The following is a 17,901-nucleotide window of genomic DNA, read 5'->3' on the forward strand; positions in this document are numbered from 1 at the left end:
TGCAAACTCATACCCCGACCTATTCTTGTAACGGAATTTTCAGTACAGGAATGGATCGGGGTATTTTATTACAGCTAGTAGAAGACGCTAGTCTACATTTTGCGTGTCTACTCTGTTCGTCCAAATGAATACCATTATCGGTGCTGCAAGGTCATCTATTCTTGATGACTGGATTACTGGCTTTGTTGATCAGTTGTCTGCTCGCTTCATTCATCATCGTTATAGCTGCAAAATTCCTGCTCGTGGCGTCACACCAAATGCTTTTGCCAGCTCTGCCAGCTGCGGATCGGTAATCTTCTGGCATAAAGGTAAATGCGCGATAAGCATATAGATCTGCGCTGCCTTTTCAATCGTTTCGATCAAGCCAAACGCTTCATCAATCGAATTGCCTGTACCGAAAATGCCATGCTGGGGCCAGATAACCGCTCGATATTGCTTCATTTTATCGGCTGTCGCGCGTCCGATCTCGCTTGTGCCGGGAATCATCCACGGTACGATTCCAATGCCATCGGGAAATACAACGATACATTCGGTACACATTTGCCATAAGGTGCGAGTAAATTGCCGCTCATCCAGCTCATGCACAAACGTCATGGCCAGCGTATGGGTCGCATGATTATGAATAACGACCCGATGCTGTGGATCAACACGGAGTCGTTCGATATGCGTCATAAAATGGGCAGGCAGCTCGCTCGTTGGCACCGCTCCATTGCTCAATCCCCATAGCACCTCCAGCCGTTGTCCATCTGCCGATACACGCAGCACACCCAGATTACTTTCAGGATCATCCATCACATTTTTAAAATATTTGCCCGATCCAGTCACGATAAAATACATGCCTGCCAGCTCTGCAACTGGAAAGGTAGGCTCAAGCGTCCGTTGTACCTGCGTAATATCAAGGTAACGCGCAACCTCCTGCTCCTCCAAAATACAGCTAATATTCCCACCATTGCGCTCATCCCACCCCGAATGCCACATACATCGTGTAATTTTCGCCATCTCATGCACAAAAGGAATATCCAGTGGATGCGGCTGGACTACGTATTCATTTTCCGATAATGTACTCATAATGATCACTCCAAATGTAATTTTTTTCACAATAAATAGCGGATCGTGACAGGGGCTTGGAAGAAATGGGATACGGATAAACTACATAAGATACATAGAGGATTAGAAATTAAACAAAGTAACCGTATTAAGCTGCCCTTGCTCTGCAAGATTGTACATCGCTTCTGTATATGTCCAGCATACGCTTTTCATTTTACATAGTCAATATAAAACAAGCATATTCAAACACAAATAAAAATAATTTTTCTGTTTTTGTCCGTTTTAATAAAATTAAAGCTAATGCAATATAAATTTCCTCCCTCTCTTCTTAATAAATCCTTTAATTAACGCTTTAGCCCGATCATTCCAACCGGATATTATATTAAGGAAATTTGCGTAAACAAGTATTTTTGTAAACGCTTTTATATTACACTTAACTGGAATAAATTCCTTATATATACATCATTAATGTAATTTATTTATCATCTCTTATACTTACTTGTTTGCTGAACTACCATCTGCTTCACTATCCTCATATTGAGAAGGAGTGTATTTACGAATGAACGGCAAAAAGATAGGCTTGGCTCTACTATCATTCATCTGCTCGGCATCACTAATGGTTCCATGGAATGCAGGTTCCTCTACAGCCTCCGCTTCCTCCTCCAGTCCGTGGGTGCAAATTTGGGCAGACGATTTTAACGGCGCCAACGGCACCGGGGTCGATACTTCCAAATGGAATCAGGAAATCGGCAACAATAACGGCTGGGGCAACAATGAGTTGCAGTATTATACCAACAGCACCAAAAACGCATATATGGAAAATGGAAGTCTTGTTCTTCAAGCAAACAAGGAAAATATGCAGGGCTCATCCTACACATCTGCGCGCCTGACCACCGCTAACAAATTCAATGTTAAATACGGCAAAATCGAGATTCGCGCCAAAGTTCCATATGGAAAAGGCATCTGGCCTGCCGCATGGATGCTCGGTAGCGATATTGGCAGCAATCCATGGCCGGGTAGCGGCGAGATCGATATTATGGAATATGTAGGCCCTGTTGCACCGAACACTGTATATGGCACGATCCACGGCCCAGGCTATTCCGGCTCTAACGGATTGTCCGCAGGCTATACGATCGGCGAACGATTCAGTAATGCCTTCCATACTTATACAGTGGAATGGGAACCAGGAGCCATTCGCTGGTATGTTGATGGTAATCTGTATCATACGCGCACGCCAGTCGATGCAGGCGATAATACATGGGCTTTTGACAAGCCATTCTTCCTGCTACTCAATCTGGCAGTCGGTGGCAACTGGCCAGGCAACCCGGATGCCAGCACTACCTTCCCACAAAAATATCAGATTGACTATGTACATGTGTTCCAGCGTCAAAATGGCTACAATATTGTAGCGCTGAAAGCAGGCGCGAATAACAAGTACGTATCGGCTGAGAACTATGGCAACGACGCACTGATTGCTCGCTCGGATACTGTGAGCACATGGGAGCGCTTTGAACAGATTGATCTGGGCAACAACCGCATCGCTCTGCGTTCGCTAATCAACGGCAAGTATGTTACTGCCGACAATACCGGTGCCAGTCCACTTATTGCCAACAAAACGGCAATCGGCACATGGGAAACATTTGAACTGGGCACGACTGCAGATGGTAAGCGTACATTAAAGTCGCTGGCGAATAATCTGTATGTTACTGCCGAGAACGGCGGCAATGGATCACTGATCGCCAGCCGTAGCAGTGTAGGTGGTGCATGGGAAACATTTGAGCTAGTGAAGCAATAAATTAGACCGAATTACAGACTATATCAAAAAACAGGAGAGCCTTAGGCTTTCCTGTTTTTTTGGTAATCCAGTATTTCATCCCATATAATATACAGCAATCCGATAATGAACAACACTATGCCAAACGTAGTCAAATGTTGAATAGAGCTATCGTAAAATACATACAATTTGCCAGCTCCCGCCAGTGCACCACAAATGAAATAAGTAATATACAGCAATACACCACTCAAACACAATATTGCGCCAGCTATTTTTCTATACATCCTATGTACCAGCCCTTCTCTGCTCATTGTACTATTTCTATGCTTTGTATTCTGTCTATGTATATCTAATGAAGATAATGAAGATCGGATGCCCCTTTAAGCCAATCCCCCTCATCGCTCATTAGTTTATCCAAAAGGAATGCTAATGTCCAATGAAGGGGTTCTTATCATTAATATCAATGATGTTATTGTGTATATGATGATCAGTTACTCGTAAAAGGTATGCGTCACTATTCTTTATCTTTGCTACATTACTTTTCGGTTGATGCTTGCTTTTTGCTGGATACTTTATTGCTTTTTGCTTGATTGATTCTGCATTACTTATGCGTTACTAATAACTCTCCGTTACTTCTACCTTTTTCGCATCCTCTCGCTCACGCTCTCCTCGGCGCAATAAAGAGAATCCACCAGCAAACACCACACCGATCCAAACAGCAAACACAAGGAATATAAAGCTAAACACACTTCCCTGCGGCATTCCCAACACAGCATTTGGCGCCCAGCTGCTATACCCCTGATCCAGCAGCAAGCCAAGAACGGTCGTACCGACCGCTCCGCAAATAAAGCTCAGCATCATATACATGCCCATACCAACACCTACCTGCGAGCCACTCAATGTACGTGATACCATATTCGCAATCCCTACCTGTGCAAAGGTCAGCCCTGTATTCCCCAGTACGAGTAGCACCATAATGACCACATACGAACTGCCAGTGAATAAGGATAATAGTCCGTATGTCACCAGCTGTAACGTAAACGCAATTCCTAGCAAAAAGGCATTGCCCTGACGGTCTGCAAGCCTCCCACCGATAATGCCGAAGATCGCTGCCACCAGCGCACCGGGGAACATAACCAGACCGATCTGAAAGGAGCTCATTCCATTCACATTGCTAAGTAGCTGCGGAATTAGATACGGAACACACAGGTTAAATACTAGCACGAGACAGGCAATCATCAATGTCAGCGTATAATTCCGATTTGCAAACATGGCGAGATCGATAAAGGGTGCCTTTCCTTGTTTGCGTTTACTATGCCAGACAAAGGTAGCTGCCAGCACCATGGTCAGTAAGCCAAGCAGTACACTTGTGTTCGTAATTGCCAGCAGTAATAACGTAACGCTGCATGCCAGCAGAACTCCACCTACTCCATCAATCGGTGTCGCCTGGATCTGATCACGATTCAAGTATTTACGGAAAAATGGAATGGTCGCCAGCGAGAGCAAGCTGATCGCAAATAGATACCGCCAATCGGCAAAGCTCGTCACCAGTCCACCGACAATTGGCCCCAGCGCAGTACCCAGCGCCATACCGGAAGATGTGATACCAAGCGCTCGACCACGCTGTGATGCATCGACATAACGAATGGGAATGACCATCGATGCAGCCGGAATGACAGAGGCACCCGCCGATTGCAGGATTCGTCCAGCAACGACCATGGCATATCCGTTGGATAAGAAGCCGAGTGCCGAGCCTGCCGCAAACACAATCAGGCCAAAGGTCAATAGATTTTTCAATCGATAGCGATCGGCAAGCTTGCCATACGTAACCGAGCCAATCGCATAAATAATAATATAGCCAGTTACGACCCAACTGACCTGCGAGCTGCTCAGCTCAAACTCTCTACGTAATGCAGGCAATGCCACATTGAACATCGTGGAATTCATAACAGATAACACCATGGAGAAAGCCAGTATTACAATAATTTTCATCATTCATCTACCTTACTGTTCGGCGGTATGCGCTATGGTTATGCTTGTCAGATACTGCCGCAACATTGCTATAGTCATTCGTTAGCTTACTGCTCATTACGCTTGCTTGGAGTGCGAATTAGGTGGGCCGACGATGTTCAAATCAAGCTGATCCATATTTTCCATCAATCGATCGATTCGTACTGCTCCCGGCTCAGCTGGGAACATATAATGCGCATACTCATCGCCCAGTAAACGGAAAAATGGCTCAAACAATCCGCTGGCAAGCACACCGACTACCTTGGTAAAATGATCCTCCAAGCGATACGAATGCACAGTACCTGCTGGCACATGCAGAAAGTCACCCGGGAATAGCTGAAGCTCCTGCTCATTCGCCCACATCGTCATATGTCCCTGTGTACAGAAAAATGTCTCAGTATGATGCTCATGATAATGTGATACGATCTCGTCTCCTTTTGGCCCATCGCTGGCGACTACGATATATTCTCCATTCGTAGTCTCACGAGTCGCGAGCAGGCGATGAATCTGATCGCCTGTAAGTAGACGTACACCTTCTCCACTTTCCAATACATAGCTGCTTGCCGAAGTTGGCAGCTCCTGATTGCAAGCCAGCTCGTATTGCTCGGGGAATACAGTCTCTTCCTTTGCAAAGGCAATATCTGCGTGCCGCTCTGCAAGCTGACGCTGCTGCTCTGTAACCTGGTGCGTCGAGATCGGTAAGTATTCAATCGGATCATGCGCCTGTCCCAGTACAGGATAGATTGCAGTAAGATCGCCACCGATAGAGTATGAAATAAAGCGATTGCGATGACCTAGCAATCGGTAAGCATGTGCCGTGCCAGGCGCAATATGGGCATAATCGCCTTCTACTAGTAGATAGCTGTCCGAGCCAATCAGAAATTGAACGCGTCCTTCCAACACATAGACCGATTCATAAGCCGCTGTATGCGTATGCAGTGGAAAGCTCTCCCCTTTAGCTCCTCCGATCACAACTGCGGATAGCATGTTACCGGTACTGGCAGCATCTGCGATAATGGTAGCTACCTGATTGCCGAACAGATAACGCTTGCCTTCCCCTCTGCGGAGTAAATAAGGCATTTTCTCCTGTGGTAGCTGTGTCGTTAATGATGTTGTCATCTCAAAACCTCCAACTATGAAATAGGCTACGTATCACATGAACAGGCTTCATATAAGCTGTGTTCAAGCGATCTCTTTATTTATTGTAGCCAACTGTAAAAATTTGAAATATAGTTAAAGGCGACGGTTTTATGGGCAATTACGACATCACCCTGTCATTTCCAATATTCTAACCTTTAGAACAACAATAACGATTTTTATAAAGGAGCCATAATCGATAATGACACGCCATACGCCAGCCGCTACGTTTACGTCTGCACCTATAGCGGCACATTCCTTTGAAGAAAATAATCCACTCGCTTTTATTATGATTGATATCGATGTGGAGCATTCCTACCAGCAGCATGCCCATGACTTTTATGAGATGATCTACATTTCAGAAGGCAGCGGACTGCTACTGATCGATAAGCAATGTATTCAGGTGCGTGAGGGCGAGCTGTTTTTCATTCCACCCGGGATTGCGCATATGCTGCAAAAGCCGAACGATTCCACAGAACCGCTGCAAATGATGAACTGTCTGCTCCAGCGAGAGGTGTTATGTCCGCAGGTGGAGACAGATGCGCTAATCTGGGATGAGGAATTTCAGCGCATCGCTGACTTTTTTCGTCAGACTGAGAGTTGGCTTGGCTATCGGGAGCAAAATGGCGAGCTAGCGCGCATCTTATACGGCATGCATATTAATGCGATGAATAAGCCGCCGGGCCATCGTCATAAGCAGTACATTTTGCTGCTGGATCTACTCCATACCCTCTATGTACAGCATCAGGTTCAATTTCCGTATACACGAATGCGTATTGAGAATCCGGTCGAATTCACACTAGGCTATATTCGGATGCATTACCGCCAGCCTGTGAAGCTAGAGGAGCTAGCCCAATGGCTCGCTATGAGTTCGCGGCATTTGCAGCGTTTGCTCAAGCAGGCTACAGGCTTTACCTTTATCCAGCTGCTTCAAAATTGCCGTGTACTGCAAAGCTGTGAGCTATTGCTAGAGACCGATTGGAATGTGCAGCGGATTGCTGAAGAGGTGGGGGTACATGATATGAAATACTTTTACCGTATATTCAAGGAACGCTGTCATGTGACACCGTCTCGCTTTCGTGTACAGCATCGGCAAAATGTAGATCAGGACTGATGAATGGTAATTATACGAGAATACGTATAACTTATGATTCGTAATACAAAATGAATTGTGGTTTAACGACAAATAGACCCGACCTCTGCTTGATCGCAGAAGTCGAGTCTATTCAAAGTGTAAGGTCCATTTAAATGTTATACCGCTGATCCAGTTGCTCTAAAGCATCCGCTCATGCGGTATATCGATCAGCCAGCTATCCGCAATCGCGATACTGTAATCTACTAACATCTATATTATCGCTATTGCAGGATGACTCGCTCATGCGGATGCAGACAATAGAATAAGTATCCCCTACACCCTGATTGATTTATTGCGGTGCATCGTGATCAATCGTTTCCAGTGGCAAACGTACTGTCGTTTCGGTATGATGATCACATTTATTTTTGGCAACCGCGAAAGCGAGTGTCGCCAGTCCTGCCAGTGCAAGTGTCGTAATAATCGGATGACGACTTGCCTCTACGTACAGGCTTCCTTTGCGAATATGCCCTTCCTGACTACCACGCTCATGGAGGCCATAGCCCGGATTATAGAGTGCGCTCTTTTCCTGTGGAATAGATGGACGATCCTTGGACTGCTGACCGCGGAACATGAGTGATTCGAACAATACATCAGTCAGGCGAGGTGCCGCATTGCCGAACATGGCACCCAGACGTGCCTGCGAGCCAACAAACATATCACGCTTCGGATGCTCTGCTGCATATAGAATGGCACGAGCTACCGATTCTGGTGGATAGATCATGCCGCGATGAGCTGGCTGCTTATCCAGATAGCTGTGAGCATGCTCATTATATGGTGTATCGATGCGGCCTGGATGCACAAGTGTAACCGACACAGGCGCTTTATCCTTCTCCAGCTCCATCCGCAGATTCTCTGTCCAACCATGCACTGCATATTTGGCAGAGGAGTACGTAGATTGAAGTACAACGCCACGATCTCCGAATACGCTACCTACATTAATCAGTGAACCCGGCACACCACGCTCGGTAAAATGCTGTACCGCTACGCGGGAGCCGTAGACGACGCCCCAGTATACGGTATCAAACATCCGTTTCATATCATCAATGCTGACTTCGGTAGATTTGCCGAAAATCGATACACCGGCATTGTTTACCCATGTATCAAAGCGACCAAATGTACGAATCGCTGTCTCAGCTACTCGCTTCACATCCTCTTCCTTGCCCACATCGGCAGTTACCCATGTTGCAGGGTAGCCTTTGCCACGAAGCTCGGCAGCCAGTTGAATAATAGCTTCTTCATTGCGCGCAGCCAGTACGACCTTTGCACCTTTGGCTGCTGCCATTCTTGCTGTCACCAGACCGATACCGCTTGATGCACCGGTAATTACGATAACCTGGTCCTTAAGTTTTTTGAGTGTTATTGCCATGTTGGTGACCCTCCTCGAAATAGTCTCTACCACAATTTACCCTCATCGCATTCATGCCAATCCATCGAACGACCAGATGCCACTCGAAAAGACTGTTAATTGTTAAAAGATCAGATGCGGAGCGGTATTAATTTTCCATAGTCCATCGACCAGACTGAACTTCACGACGATCCGTTCTACAGGATGTGCATTGTTCGCATACGGTACAGTTAGACGATAGACGCGCGCTGTATCGGTCATGCTCAGCATCTTCGCTGTGGAACGCGTCCAGTCTAGCATACTTCCACCGTCTGACTCTAATTGTGCCATACGTCCATTATATTGGATAAAATATTTTCCAATCAGCGCATCACTTGCCTGACGCGTGAAGGTCTGCTGTAAATAGCTGCTCAACTTAACACTGGTGCCGATATCCTGTGACAGATAGCGATAAGTCTGTCCATTCAGCTGAAATGTTCCTGCATTGGCTCCTACTTCTCCACCTGCCAGCACATACGCATAGCGCTTCTGCGCTTCGACCATTAATGGAATCGCATTGGTGCTATTGAGCTTGGTCACACCGCCCCATTCCTCAGTAATCGTCACCGATGGAGTCGTGGAAGGCGTTGCTGCCGATGGTGCTGTTGATGGCGCATTCGTAGATGGTGCAGCCTGAGATGGTGTTGCAGCATTGCTCGCACCCTGAGACGGCGCAGGTGTCGAGGCCTGGGAAGCTGGCTTCCCTGCCGGAAGCAGTACGGGAGTGATCGCTTGCGCAGATGCAGCGCCCGTATGTCCGTATAAAGTAATGGTAAACATAGCACCAAGCAGGCAAGCATTTGTTAAAATTTTAGTTAAACGCATAGGTTTATTCGTTCCCTTCAATTATGCATGGATTGGAATAATGCACAGCTATAGAATAGCTGAAAATAAGCGATGACGCTATGATTCCACTATACTACAATCCATGAAGATAGACCAAGTTCGGATGAATGCTGAATAGCCTGTAGGGCAATACGTGGATCAGCTACGATTGGATTCAAATAAAAATTCCGGCTCCTCAACGTAAGGAAGCCGGAATAGATTAGAATGACACAGTATTATATTAAGGGAGCAAATGCGTAACCGCTTCGCGTACTTCCTCGCGAGCTAGCTCATGTCCGAAGATCGATACATGCCCAGCATCCTCGCGCGAACGAATCAAGCGACCGATGCCCTGACGTAAGCGTAGCAGCATATACGGCATATCCACATCATGGAACGCATCCTCGGATTCGGCACGACGAGAGGCAAAGACAGGATCATTCGGTGGAAATGGTAACGACCAGACAATCACTCGGGACAGCGATGGGCCTGGTATATCCAGTCCTTCCCACAACGTTACCGCACAGAGCACACTCGTCTCCTCCTGCTGGAAGGCAGAGATTAGATGGCTAATCTCCGCTGTTCCTTCATATAGCATCCGATACGGCAATGGATCAGCATCAGCCAGCAGCGATTCTGCTGTCTGGCGAAATGCTGTCAGCTCCTGCATGGAAGAGAATAAAAGGAGTGAACGTCCTCCACTTTGCCCGATGAGCGACAGCACCTGCTCGGTCTGAACAAGCTGGTATGCTGGAGTTCCTACCGTTGCTGTAGTAGCTGTTCTAGTCGCTGTGAGCGGTACCTGGAATAGCTCTGCCTTCATCTGCTGCTCATAATCATAAGGTGAAGCAACGGAGAAGGACAGATACTTTTCAATACCAAGACTATCTGCAATATAAGCAAATGATCCGTCCACTGATAACGTAGCTGAGGAGAAAATAACGGGCATCTGCTTATCAAATACCATTTCGCCCAGTACTTCTTTTACCTTTTTCGGCATAATGACAAGCGTTAGATCATCACCTTCGCCTTCTACCCACGAGATCAGCTGATCCTGCTGACGGCATAGACCAAGAGCGAGCTGAATCATCTCCAGATGCTCCTCGACGATTTTGAGCTGATAATCATCAAGCGTGAACAGACCGCTCTCAAATACAAGCTCCTCCTCGATCAGATCGATATGTTGCTTCACATCTGCAATCTGCTTCAGCAGTTCATCGCTCCATTCGATATCACGACGATCCGAGCCTGGCACCGGACGGCTATACTGACCAAGCATATGGAACAGCCGATCACTTTGCACAATAACTTCCTCTACAGCCAGCGCCAGCGTTTCGCGCACTTCTCCATCCAGTAGACGGGTCACGATGCTTTCGAATAACGCTTGCTTTAGCTTGTAGGTCAGTGCATTTTGCGCTGCTGTTTCCAGTAGATGACCTTCGTCAAATACGACCGAGCTATGCTCAGGTAGCAATGGAAGCTGACCTTCGCGCTTACGTCCTTCATATGTCCACACATGCTCCATATAAAAGTCATGGGAACAGATAATCAGATCGGTCGCCTTGCGATAATAATCTCGCGATAAGGTCTGTCCACAACGATGTCGCTGTGAGCAAACGAGACAATCCTGAAAGACGTCCCAGCCAATTTTATTCCATTGCTCATCATTTAATTCTGGATAATCCTTACGATTACCGTATGGGTAGAAACGTTGAAGGGTATCCGAGTAATGCACGAACTCTGGCAGATCGCTATAAATCTCTCGATACAGATTATCCTCCAGCGGCTCCGCACGGACAGCATCCAGCTTATTCAGACAGATGTATTGATCCGGTGATTTTCCGAGTCTAGCATCGACCTGCAAATCCAGATACTGTGCTAGCTTGCTAATATCGCCTTCTGGCTTCACCAGCTGCTCGATCAGCGACTCGTCTGCACAGGCGATAATCGCTGGCTTGCGTGTATACCGTGCATAGGCGATTGCATATAACAAATAAACGAGTGTCTTTCCCGTTCCGACACCTGCTTCGGCAAAAATCGTCTTCTTCTCGGCATAAGCCTTTTCAAGCTGGAATGCCATATAAATCTGTTCATCCCGTAGCTCCAAGCCCGCCTCAGGTAAAATGTCATAAAACACATCAGCAATCCATTCGCCAGCCTGCTGAACAAATGGACGCGATGGATCAAATGTAAATGGATATGTGCTCAAGCCTGTAATTCCCCCACCCGCTAAATAATATCGTCATCCAAGCTATACACACGGACCTGCTTTTCGTACGATTGGCATCATTATATTATAACGGATAGAGGACAGGTAAGGAAATAGATTTTAAAAGAAATGATTTATCATAACTAGCTTATTTCAGCAAGCCCTTTTGCTGTAGGAAGCTACGTGCGACCTCGGCTGCCGATTCACCGCCCACATTGACGCGATAATTCATTTGTCGCATCTCATCATCCGTAATTTGACCGGTGAGCTTATCCAGTGCCTGTACGACCTCGGGATGCTTTTGATACGTTTCTTCCCGCATGAGAGGTGCTCCCTGATAAGGTGGGAATAGACCGCGATCATCCTCCAGCACACGCAGCTTATACTGTGCCAGCTCACTATCGGTAGAATAGGCATCGATCAGTTGAATATCACCTGCTTCGATTGCACTGTAGCGTAGCTTGGGCTCCATTGTAGTCAGATTAGGCAGCTGCAAGCCGTATAACTTTTGCATACCTATATAGCCGTCATTACGATCCGCAAATTCACGTGTAAAGCCAACCTTAATCGTAGAGGCGACCTTTTGCAGATCAGAGATCGTTTTTAGCCCATTTTGCTCGGCATAGGCTTCTGGTACAGCGAGTGCATACGTATTGTTGTATTTCATCGGTGGCAATAGCTCCATCTGGAACTTCTGCTTCATACCGTCTCGTGCTTGTTCATACACCTTGCCGCTATTGGTACTACTCGCATCTTCGCGCAGAAATTCAGCAATCGCCGTGCCTGTAAATTCAGGATAGATGTCGATGCTGTTATTTTGCAGGGCATTGAATAGGAACGAGGTTTTACCCAGTCCCGGCTTGAGCGAGACATGCAGATTCGTATCCTGCTCGATCAGCTCTTTATACATATTAATGAGAATTTCAGGTTCTGCACCCAGCTTACCTGCGATGACCAGATCCTTTTGCGATTGATTAATTAGTGGTAGCACGGTTGCCGACACCACCACAACAGCGGCAAGCGCCAGCATCCATAGGGCACGCTTGAAGCTAGCGCGCTCAATCACACGCAGTAGCAAGTCGAATACAATCGCCAGCAGGGCCGCAGGAATTGCACCCAATAGAATCAAAGCACTATCGTTACGGTCAATCCCGAGCAAAATAATATCTCCGAGCCCGCCTGCACCGATAAGTGCTGCCAGCGTTGTCGTTCCGATAATAAGCACCATTGCAGTCCGAATACCTGCCATAATTACAGGTAATGCAAGTGGCAGCTCTACCTTGAACAAGCGCTGTCCGCGCGTCATTCCCATCGCATCTGCTGCCTCCAGCAGGGATGGATCAACACGGCGAATCCCGGTATACGTATTTCGTAAAATAGGCAGCAGTGCGTAAATTACAATGGCTACGATAGCCGGTATAATCCCAATACCAAGCAAGGGAATCAGTAAGCCCAGTAGTGCCAGTGACGGAATCGTCTGGAGCACTGCTGCAACGCCGAGCACACCCTCTGATATTTTCAGATGTCGGGAAATATAAATGCCGAGTGGAATCGCAATAATGAGCGCACAGATGAGCGCGATAAAGGAGATTAAAATGTGCTGTGTGAGCGCCTCGACCCATTGATCCTGACGCTGTACCCATACATTGACCAGATTGTTCCACATATTCACTCGCCCCGTCTCCCTTCACGATCCGACTGCGGATGGACAGAAGGAGACTTGTCTAATGAGTCAACTGATTGATCGGATACAACGGGATTGTGTGGAGATGGATCATCGCTATTCATATTCGAGTGAACAGCTGAATGAACTACAGGTGCAGCCGCTTGAAAAAATTCACGCACAAAATCATTGGCTGGACGATTCATCAGCATATCCGGTGTATCCACCTGAAGCATACGTCCTTCCTGCATTAATCCGATGCGATCCCCAAGCTTGATCGCCTCCTGAATATCATGCGTAACAAAAACGATCGTCTTGCGAATCGTCGCCTGCAATTCGAGCAGATCATTTTGCAATCGCTCACGGGCGATCGGGTCCAATGCGCTAAATGGCTCATCCATTAAAATAACAGGCGGATCGGCTGCGAGCGCGCGTAGCACACCGATACGCTGCTGCTGTCCGCCAGATAGTTCGGATGGCTTGCGTGTACGGAATACCGCAGGATCAAGCCCTACCATATGCAGCAGCTCATCAATACGCTTATCAATGCGCGCCCGCTCCCATCCACTTAATTCAGGTGTGATCGCAATGTTTTGCTCTACCGTCATATGAGGAAACAGGGCGATCTGTTGCAGCACATAGCCAATACCACGCCGTAGCTCATGAGGCTGCATATCCTGAACGATATTGTCGTTCACTTCAATCGTTCCACTGCTCGGCTCAATCAGGCGATTAATCATTTTGAGTGTGGTCGTTTTGCCACATCCACTTGGTCCAACGAGTACAAAAAATTCACCCTGTTCAATATGTAAATCCATCGGCTGTACAGCCATGGTGCCGTCTTCATATTGCTTTGACACACCTGTAAAAGTTATCATAGTTCGCCCCCCGGCTCATTGTTGACTGCTAATCTGCTATTACCCAACCTTTTATCCACTTACCCAGCAGATACGAAATATGGGGATGACCCGCTTTATTTCCCTTATATTCCCTCTAACTCCTCCATTCATCTATAATCGACATGTGCAGAGTAGACAAACGACAACTCCAATTAAAAAGGCAAGCCATCTGCGGACGATTGGAACATTCCGCTTGTGGCTTGCCTTTATATCCTGCATGGACGATATATTATTCGATCAATATATGCTTGCAATGAACGACAAGCATATATCGAGTTGACTCCCGTTTTCTTACCTTATCTACACTGTAGTTAGCCAGAATAGTGATGATATATTAACGCTACCACCTATCATCAGCTCTAATTCATCCTGCTATCAACCGTGTACAAGTTGGAAGAAGTTTAGCGACGCATGCGCTCGATCTGCTCGCGTCCTTTATCGACTAAATCCTTGCCTTTATCCTTTAACGACTCATCGTGCGTATCGTCCGTACGTCTGCGATCACGATCCATTGGATCCATCGAACCGGTATTTGCCATATTATTGCCCATAGCGCCAGTCGTTCCCATGCTCGCACGCTGTATCGAATCGTCCCCCATCGTTGGCTGACCCGTGCGATCCAGACGTTGCTCATCATTGGTAACGCCAAGCTCTTGCTCTGTGCGTACATCGCGCTCTGGCAAGGTTGCATCCGTACGAGTTGTACCGAGTGCACCAGCATCCTCATCAGCGACCATACGTTCTTCACGATTCACCATACGCTGCTGAGATTCCTCTGTTGTGATCACACCATTTACACGCTCCGTGCCCTGTTGTGGAATGTCATTATTCACCGTCGTATTCAGTGGTGCATCGTAGTAACGGCTATTCGTTGCCCCATTAGCGCGGAATACATCATAGATGCGCTGGCGATTACCAGCGGCACTATCCACCATGACAAGAATATGGCCTTCATTCACATTAGCTTCATATTCCTTGGCTTCTTCCTCTGGAATGCCCATACCGATCAGACCGCCGACTAAGCCGCCTGCACCAGCACCTGCTGCGGCACCAGCCAGCGTTACTGCGATTGGACCCGCTGCCATAATGGGACCAAAGACAGGAATCGCTGCAATCCCCAGCCCTGCGAGTAATCCAGCTACACCGCCGATAACGCCGCCCGTGGTTGCGCCTGTCGCTACACCTTCGGGTGCTTTGGTGCCTGTCTCATCGCCGAGATGACGCATTTCCGCTTTGTTATTTCCTACAATGGAGATGTCGTCTGAAGCAAAGCCTGCATCTTTCAGATCGCGTATTGCCTTACTCGCTTCCTGCTCAGTTGTGAATACCCCTACGATTTTACGTGTCTCATTATCCAGTTCATTACGATTGTGCCCGTTGTTCAACATGATGTTTCCTCCTTCGCATAATCTAATAATGTTCTGCACTTTCTTGTTACATTATTAACCTCAGCTGTAAAATCCAAACATCATACATTATTATTTTGCTATATAAGTCACTCAAAAAAGTATTTTTCAAGATGCTCATTCCTACAAATGGATATGCCTATTGAAGTGTGGGATAAGTGTTTAATATAAGAGCATTTTAAAGCTTTATCCATTACGCATAAAAGATTTCGATGTTCACAATCTAATATCCACATCCTACTAATTCCGCTCTGCGCCCTCGCTCCACGGATTATTCACATTAACCGCCTCATTGCGACGAAGAATATCGTAAATTTCTTCCGTGCGTCCGCTCGCCTCTGACACAAGAATCAGGATGTTACCTTTGCCAAGCTGCTCCTCATAATGTCCGGCTTCTTCTTCAGACAAACCATATCCGATTAAAGCACCGATCAGACCACCTGCACCGGCTCCGACTAAGGCTCCTGTAAACATACTGGCGATTGAGCCAATCGCTAGCATAGGGCCTACACCTGGAATAGCAAATGTCGCAACCCCGGCTAACATTCCTGCCAATCCACCGAATACGGTCGTTTCTGACATGCCTGCCTGACGCTGTGCCTGAATGTCTACTCCTGTCTCTCGTTCAATCGCTTCTGCATCGCCTGGATTTTGCGCCAGTACCGAGATATCTCGATCTTCAAAACCTGCCTGTCGCAAATCACGAACGGCTTGCAATGCCTGCTCTTCGTTCACAAACACACCAATAATCTTTTCCATCACTTTATTATATGGATCGTTCATAGGATATACTCACCTTTTCTGTCATGTCATCGTTGTACCTGCTTTTACTCGTTGCATGTGTAACATGGATATATAGACTATACTTAGACGTAATGCCTACTTGCTTAAACGGAAGCGTAAATATTTTTAAAATCAGCTATAGACAATCACTAAACCTCACATATGTAAACGCATACAACTTACACGGATATAAATATGCCAATTATGATAGCGTTATCATTTCATTATTACCTATCATCTACCTACATAAGCTGTTCATAATAAGCCAATTATGACCTCATATTTGACATATTCCAGTTGAAATAAGGCAAAAGCTGACGATTTCTATGCCTGTAAGCTCACATCTACCACGATTTAGACGGAGTAGCTATATAGCTGTTATTTTTCTACTCACATTCATGAAGCACATTCGACATATTTACGCGCAGGTCATCCCTTTTTACAATACAGACATCGCGATAAGACGATCTCTTGCAGCGAAGAGTCCATCGCTTCTTCTTTTTCACTCCTTATCCATTGATCTTAGATGATCATCACTGCAAGCAAGCGTACAGGTATAACGAATGAATCCCCATCCTTATCTAAGCGACTCTTCATGAAGGGGAGTGGATGATAAGAGGAACACTGAAGGAGGAATAGGATGCAAAAGAATATGTCCGATACCGTGCAAGTGAAAGGGCGATCACAAGCATCAGCCCAGGATAAACGACATACGTTTTGGAAACGAATCTCACGTAACTGGGAACTGTATCTGCTGATCGCTCCCGCATTCCTGTACTTCTTAATCTTCCATTATGGACCTATGTATGGCATTCAAATCGCGTTTAAAAACTTCCTACCCGCTCGTGGTATCACCGACAGCCCCTGGGTCGGCTTCGATCACTTTATTCGATTTTTTAATTCTTATTATTTCTGGGATCTCATACGTAATACACTGACAATCTCTCTCTATCAGCTTATCGTCGGCTTTCCATTACCGATTCTGCTAGCACTTGCTTTTAATGAAATTCGCAATGGCTGGTTTAAGCGCACCGTACAGACGGTTACGTATGCACCTCATTTTATCTCGGTTGTCGTTATGGCAGGGATTATCGTGACCTTCCTGTCACCCTCTACTGGTATTATCGTTAAAATGATTGAATGGATGGGCTTTAGCTCGCCTGCCTTTTTGACTGACCCGGCATGGTTCAAAACGATGTATGTACTATCCGGCGTCTGGCAGAGCACAGGCTGGGGAACAATCATCTATCTTGCCGCCTTATCGGCTGTCGATCCGCAGCTACATGAAGCGGCGATTGTAGACGGTGCCAGTCGCTGGCGGCGCATCTGGAGCATCAATATCCCGACGATCATTCCGACGATTACGATTCTGCTTATTTTGAATGTGGGCAGCATTCTAGGCGTTGGCTTTGAAAAGATATTACTGCTGCAAAATCCGCTCAATATGAGCTCTTCGGATGTTATTGATACCTTTGTCTATCGAACAGGTCTACTCAATGTACAGTACAGCTTCTCCACTGCTGTTGGTCTATTTAACTCGGTTGTGAATGCTTTGCTGCTCATTGCGGTCAATCAGATCGCACGTAAAACGAGTGAGCATAGTCTATGGTAGAGCGTCGAATACGTTTG

Annotated in this window: 13 protein-coding genes; 3 read left to right on the forward strand and 10 right to left on the reverse strand. The window is 46.6% G+C overall.

Going from position 1 to position 17,901, the window contains the following annotated elements; genetic code table 11:
- Positions 1 to 219 precede the first annotated feature (219 nt).
- Positions 220 to 1,068, reverse strand: a complete 849-nt coding sequence (gene rhaD / locus SK066_RS12390; protein ID WP_320541725.1) for a rhamnulose-1-phosphate aldolase — start codon at positions 1,066 to 1,068, stop codon at positions 220 to 222.
- A gap of 538 nt (positions 1,069 to 1,606) precedes the next feature.
- Here rhaD and SK066_RS12395 point away from each other — a divergent pair.
- Positions 1,607 to 2,842 (forward strand): family 16 glycosylhydrolase, encoded by a 1,236-nt coding sequence (locus SK066_RS12395; RefSeq protein ID WP_320541726.1) that lies wholly within the window; start codon positions 1,607 to 1,609, stop codon positions 2,840 to 2,842.
- 594 nt (positions 2,843 to 3,436) lie between these two features.
- On the opposite strand, the gene SK066_RS12400 is transcribed toward SK066_RS12395, so the two are convergent.
- Together SK066_RS12400 and SK066_RS12405 are read right to left on the reverse strand one after the other, a co-directional pair.
- The gene (locus tag SK066_RS12400; protein WP_320541727.1) at positions 3,437 to 4,768 is read right to left on the reverse strand and encodes an MFS transporter; all 1,332 of its coding nucleotides are present in this window, start codon (positions 4,766 to 4,768) and stop codon (positions 3,437 to 3,439) included.
- 141 nt (positions 4,769 to 4,909) lie between these two features.
- Positions 4,910 to 5,950: a quercetin 2,3-dioxygenase gene (locus SK066_RS12405; RefSeq protein ID WP_320541728.1), complete on the reverse strand. Its 1,041-nt coding sequence runs from the start codon at positions 5,948 to 5,950 to the stop codon at positions 4,910 to 4,912.
- Positions 5,951 to 6,170: 220 nt separating this feature from the next.
- On the opposite strand from SK066_RS12405, the gene SK066_RS12410 reads away from it, so the two are divergent.
- On the forward strand, positions 6,171 to 7,082 hold the full coding sequence (locus SK066_RS12410) for a helix-turn-helix domain-containing protein (protein WP_320541729.1): 912 nt from the start codon (positions 6,171 to 6,173) through the stop codon (positions 7,080 to 7,082).
- A 310-nt stretch (positions 7,083 to 7,392) separates the two neighbouring features.
- Here SK066_RS12410 and SK066_RS12415 read toward each other — a convergent pair whose 3' ends face one another.
- From SK066_RS12415 to SK066_RS12445, 7 genes are all read right to left on the reverse strand, one after another.
- Complete coding sequence (locus SK066_RS12415) at positions 7,393 to 8,469, reverse strand: SDR family oxidoreductase (RefSeq protein ID WP_320541730.1); 1,077 nt, start codon at positions 8,467 to 8,469, stop codon at positions 7,393 to 7,395.
- A 102-nt stretch (positions 8,470 to 8,571) separates the two neighbouring features.
- Positions 8,572 to 9,312: a DL-endopeptidase inhibitor IseA family protein gene (locus tag SK066_RS12420; protein ID WP_320541731.1), complete on the reverse strand. Its 741-nt coding sequence runs from the start codon at positions 9,310 to 9,312 to the stop codon at positions 8,572 to 8,574.
- Between the two features lie 241 nt (positions 9,313 to 9,553).
- Positions 9,554 to 11,521: an ATP-dependent DNA helicase gene (locus SK066_RS12425; RefSeq protein WP_320541732.1), complete on the reverse strand. Its 1,968-nt coding sequence runs from the start codon at positions 11,519 to 11,521 to the stop codon at positions 9,554 to 9,556.
- Positions 11,522 to 11,669: 148 nt separating this feature from the next.
- A complete protein-coding gene (locus tag SK066_RS12430; protein ID WP_320544871.1) occupies positions 11,670 to 13,187 on the reverse strand; it encodes an ABC transporter permease/substrate-binding protein in 1,518 nt (505 codons plus the stop codon).
- Positions 13,188 to 13,189: 2 nt separating this feature from the next.
- Positions 13,190 to 14,062 carry an ABC transporter ATP-binding protein gene (locus SK066_RS12435; protein ID WP_320541733.1) on the reverse strand — a complete coding sequence of 291 codons (873 nt, stop codon included), beginning with the start codon at positions 14,060 to 14,062 and terminating at the stop codon, positions 13,190 to 13,192.
- A gap of 422 nt (positions 14,063 to 14,484) precedes the next feature.
- Positions 14,485 to 15,471 (reverse strand): YflT domain-containing protein, encoded by a 987-nt coding sequence (locus tag SK066_RS23150; protein ID WP_407673667.1) that lies wholly within the window; start codon positions 15,469 to 15,471, stop codon positions 14,485 to 14,487.
- A gap of 258 nt (positions 15,472 to 15,729) precedes the next feature.
- Positions 15,730 to 16,272: a general stress protein gene (locus SK066_RS12445; protein WP_320541734.1), complete on the reverse strand. Its 543-nt coding sequence runs from the start codon at positions 16,270 to 16,272 to the stop codon at positions 15,730 to 15,732.
- A 652-nt stretch (positions 16,273 to 16,924) separates the two neighbouring features.
- Here SK066_RS12445 and SK066_RS12450 point away from each other — a divergent pair.
- Complete coding sequence (locus tag SK066_RS12450) at positions 16,925 to 17,884, forward strand: ABC transporter permease (RefSeq protein ID WP_320544872.1); 960 nt, start codon at positions 16,925 to 16,927, stop codon at positions 17,882 to 17,884.
- Positions 17,885 to 17,901: the final 17 nt, after the last annotated feature.

The sequence above is a fragment of the Paenibacillus hunanensis genome (assembly GCF_034055775.1).
In the GTDB taxonomy this organism is placed as follows: Bacteria; Bacillota; Bacilli; order Paenibacillales; family Paenibacillaceae; genus Saccharibacillus; species Saccharibacillus hunanensis.

Excerpts from the sequence above, each read along its gene's own strand:
- rhaD (WP_320541725.1), bottom strand. The coding sequence starts at position 1,068 with ATGAGTACATTATCGGAAAATGAATACGTAGTCCAGCCGCATCCACTG.
- SK066_RS12395 (WP_320541726.1), top strand. The coding sequence starts at position 1,607 with ATGAACGGCAAAAAGATAGGCTTGGCTCTACTATCATTCATCTGCTCG.
- SK066_RS12400 (WP_320541727.1), bottom strand. The coding sequence starts at position 4,768 with ATGAATTCCACGATGTTCAATGTGGCATTGCCTGCATTACGTAGAGAG.
- SK066_RS12405 (WP_320541728.1), bottom strand. The coding sequence starts at position 5,950 with ATGACAACATCATTAACGACACAGCTACCACAGGAGAAAATGCCTTAT.
- SK066_RS12410 (WP_320541729.1), top strand. The coding sequence starts at position 6,171 with ATGACACGCCATACGCCAGCCGCTACGTTTACGTCTGCACCTATAGCG.
- SK066_RS12415 (WP_320541730.1), bottom strand. The coding sequence starts at position 8,469 with ATGGCAATAACACTCAAAAAACTTAAGGACCAGGTTATCGTAATTACC.
- SK066_RS12420 (WP_320541731.1), bottom strand. The coding sequence starts at position 9,312 with ATGCGTTTAACTAAAATTTTAACAAATGCTTGCCTGCTTGGTGCTATG.
- SK066_RS12430 (WP_320544871.1), bottom strand. The coding sequence starts at position 13,187 with ATGTGGAACAATCTGGTCAATGTATGGGTACAGCGTCAGGATCAATGG.
- SK066_RS12435 (WP_320541733.1), bottom strand. The coding sequence starts at position 14,062 with ATGATAACTTTTACAGGTGTGTCAAAGCAATATGAAGACGGCACCATG.
- SK066_RS23150 (WP_407673667.1), bottom strand. The coding sequence starts at position 15,471 with ATGTTGAACAACGGGCACAATCGTAATGAACTGGATAATGAGACACGT.
- SK066_RS12445 (WP_320541734.1), bottom strand. The coding sequence starts at position 16,272 with ATGAACGATCCATATAATAAAGTGATGGAAAAGATTATTGGTGTGTTT.
- SK066_RS12450 (WP_320544872.1), top strand. The coding sequence starts at position 16,925 with ATGTCCGATACCGTGCAAGTGAAAGGGCGATCACAAGCATCAGCCCAG.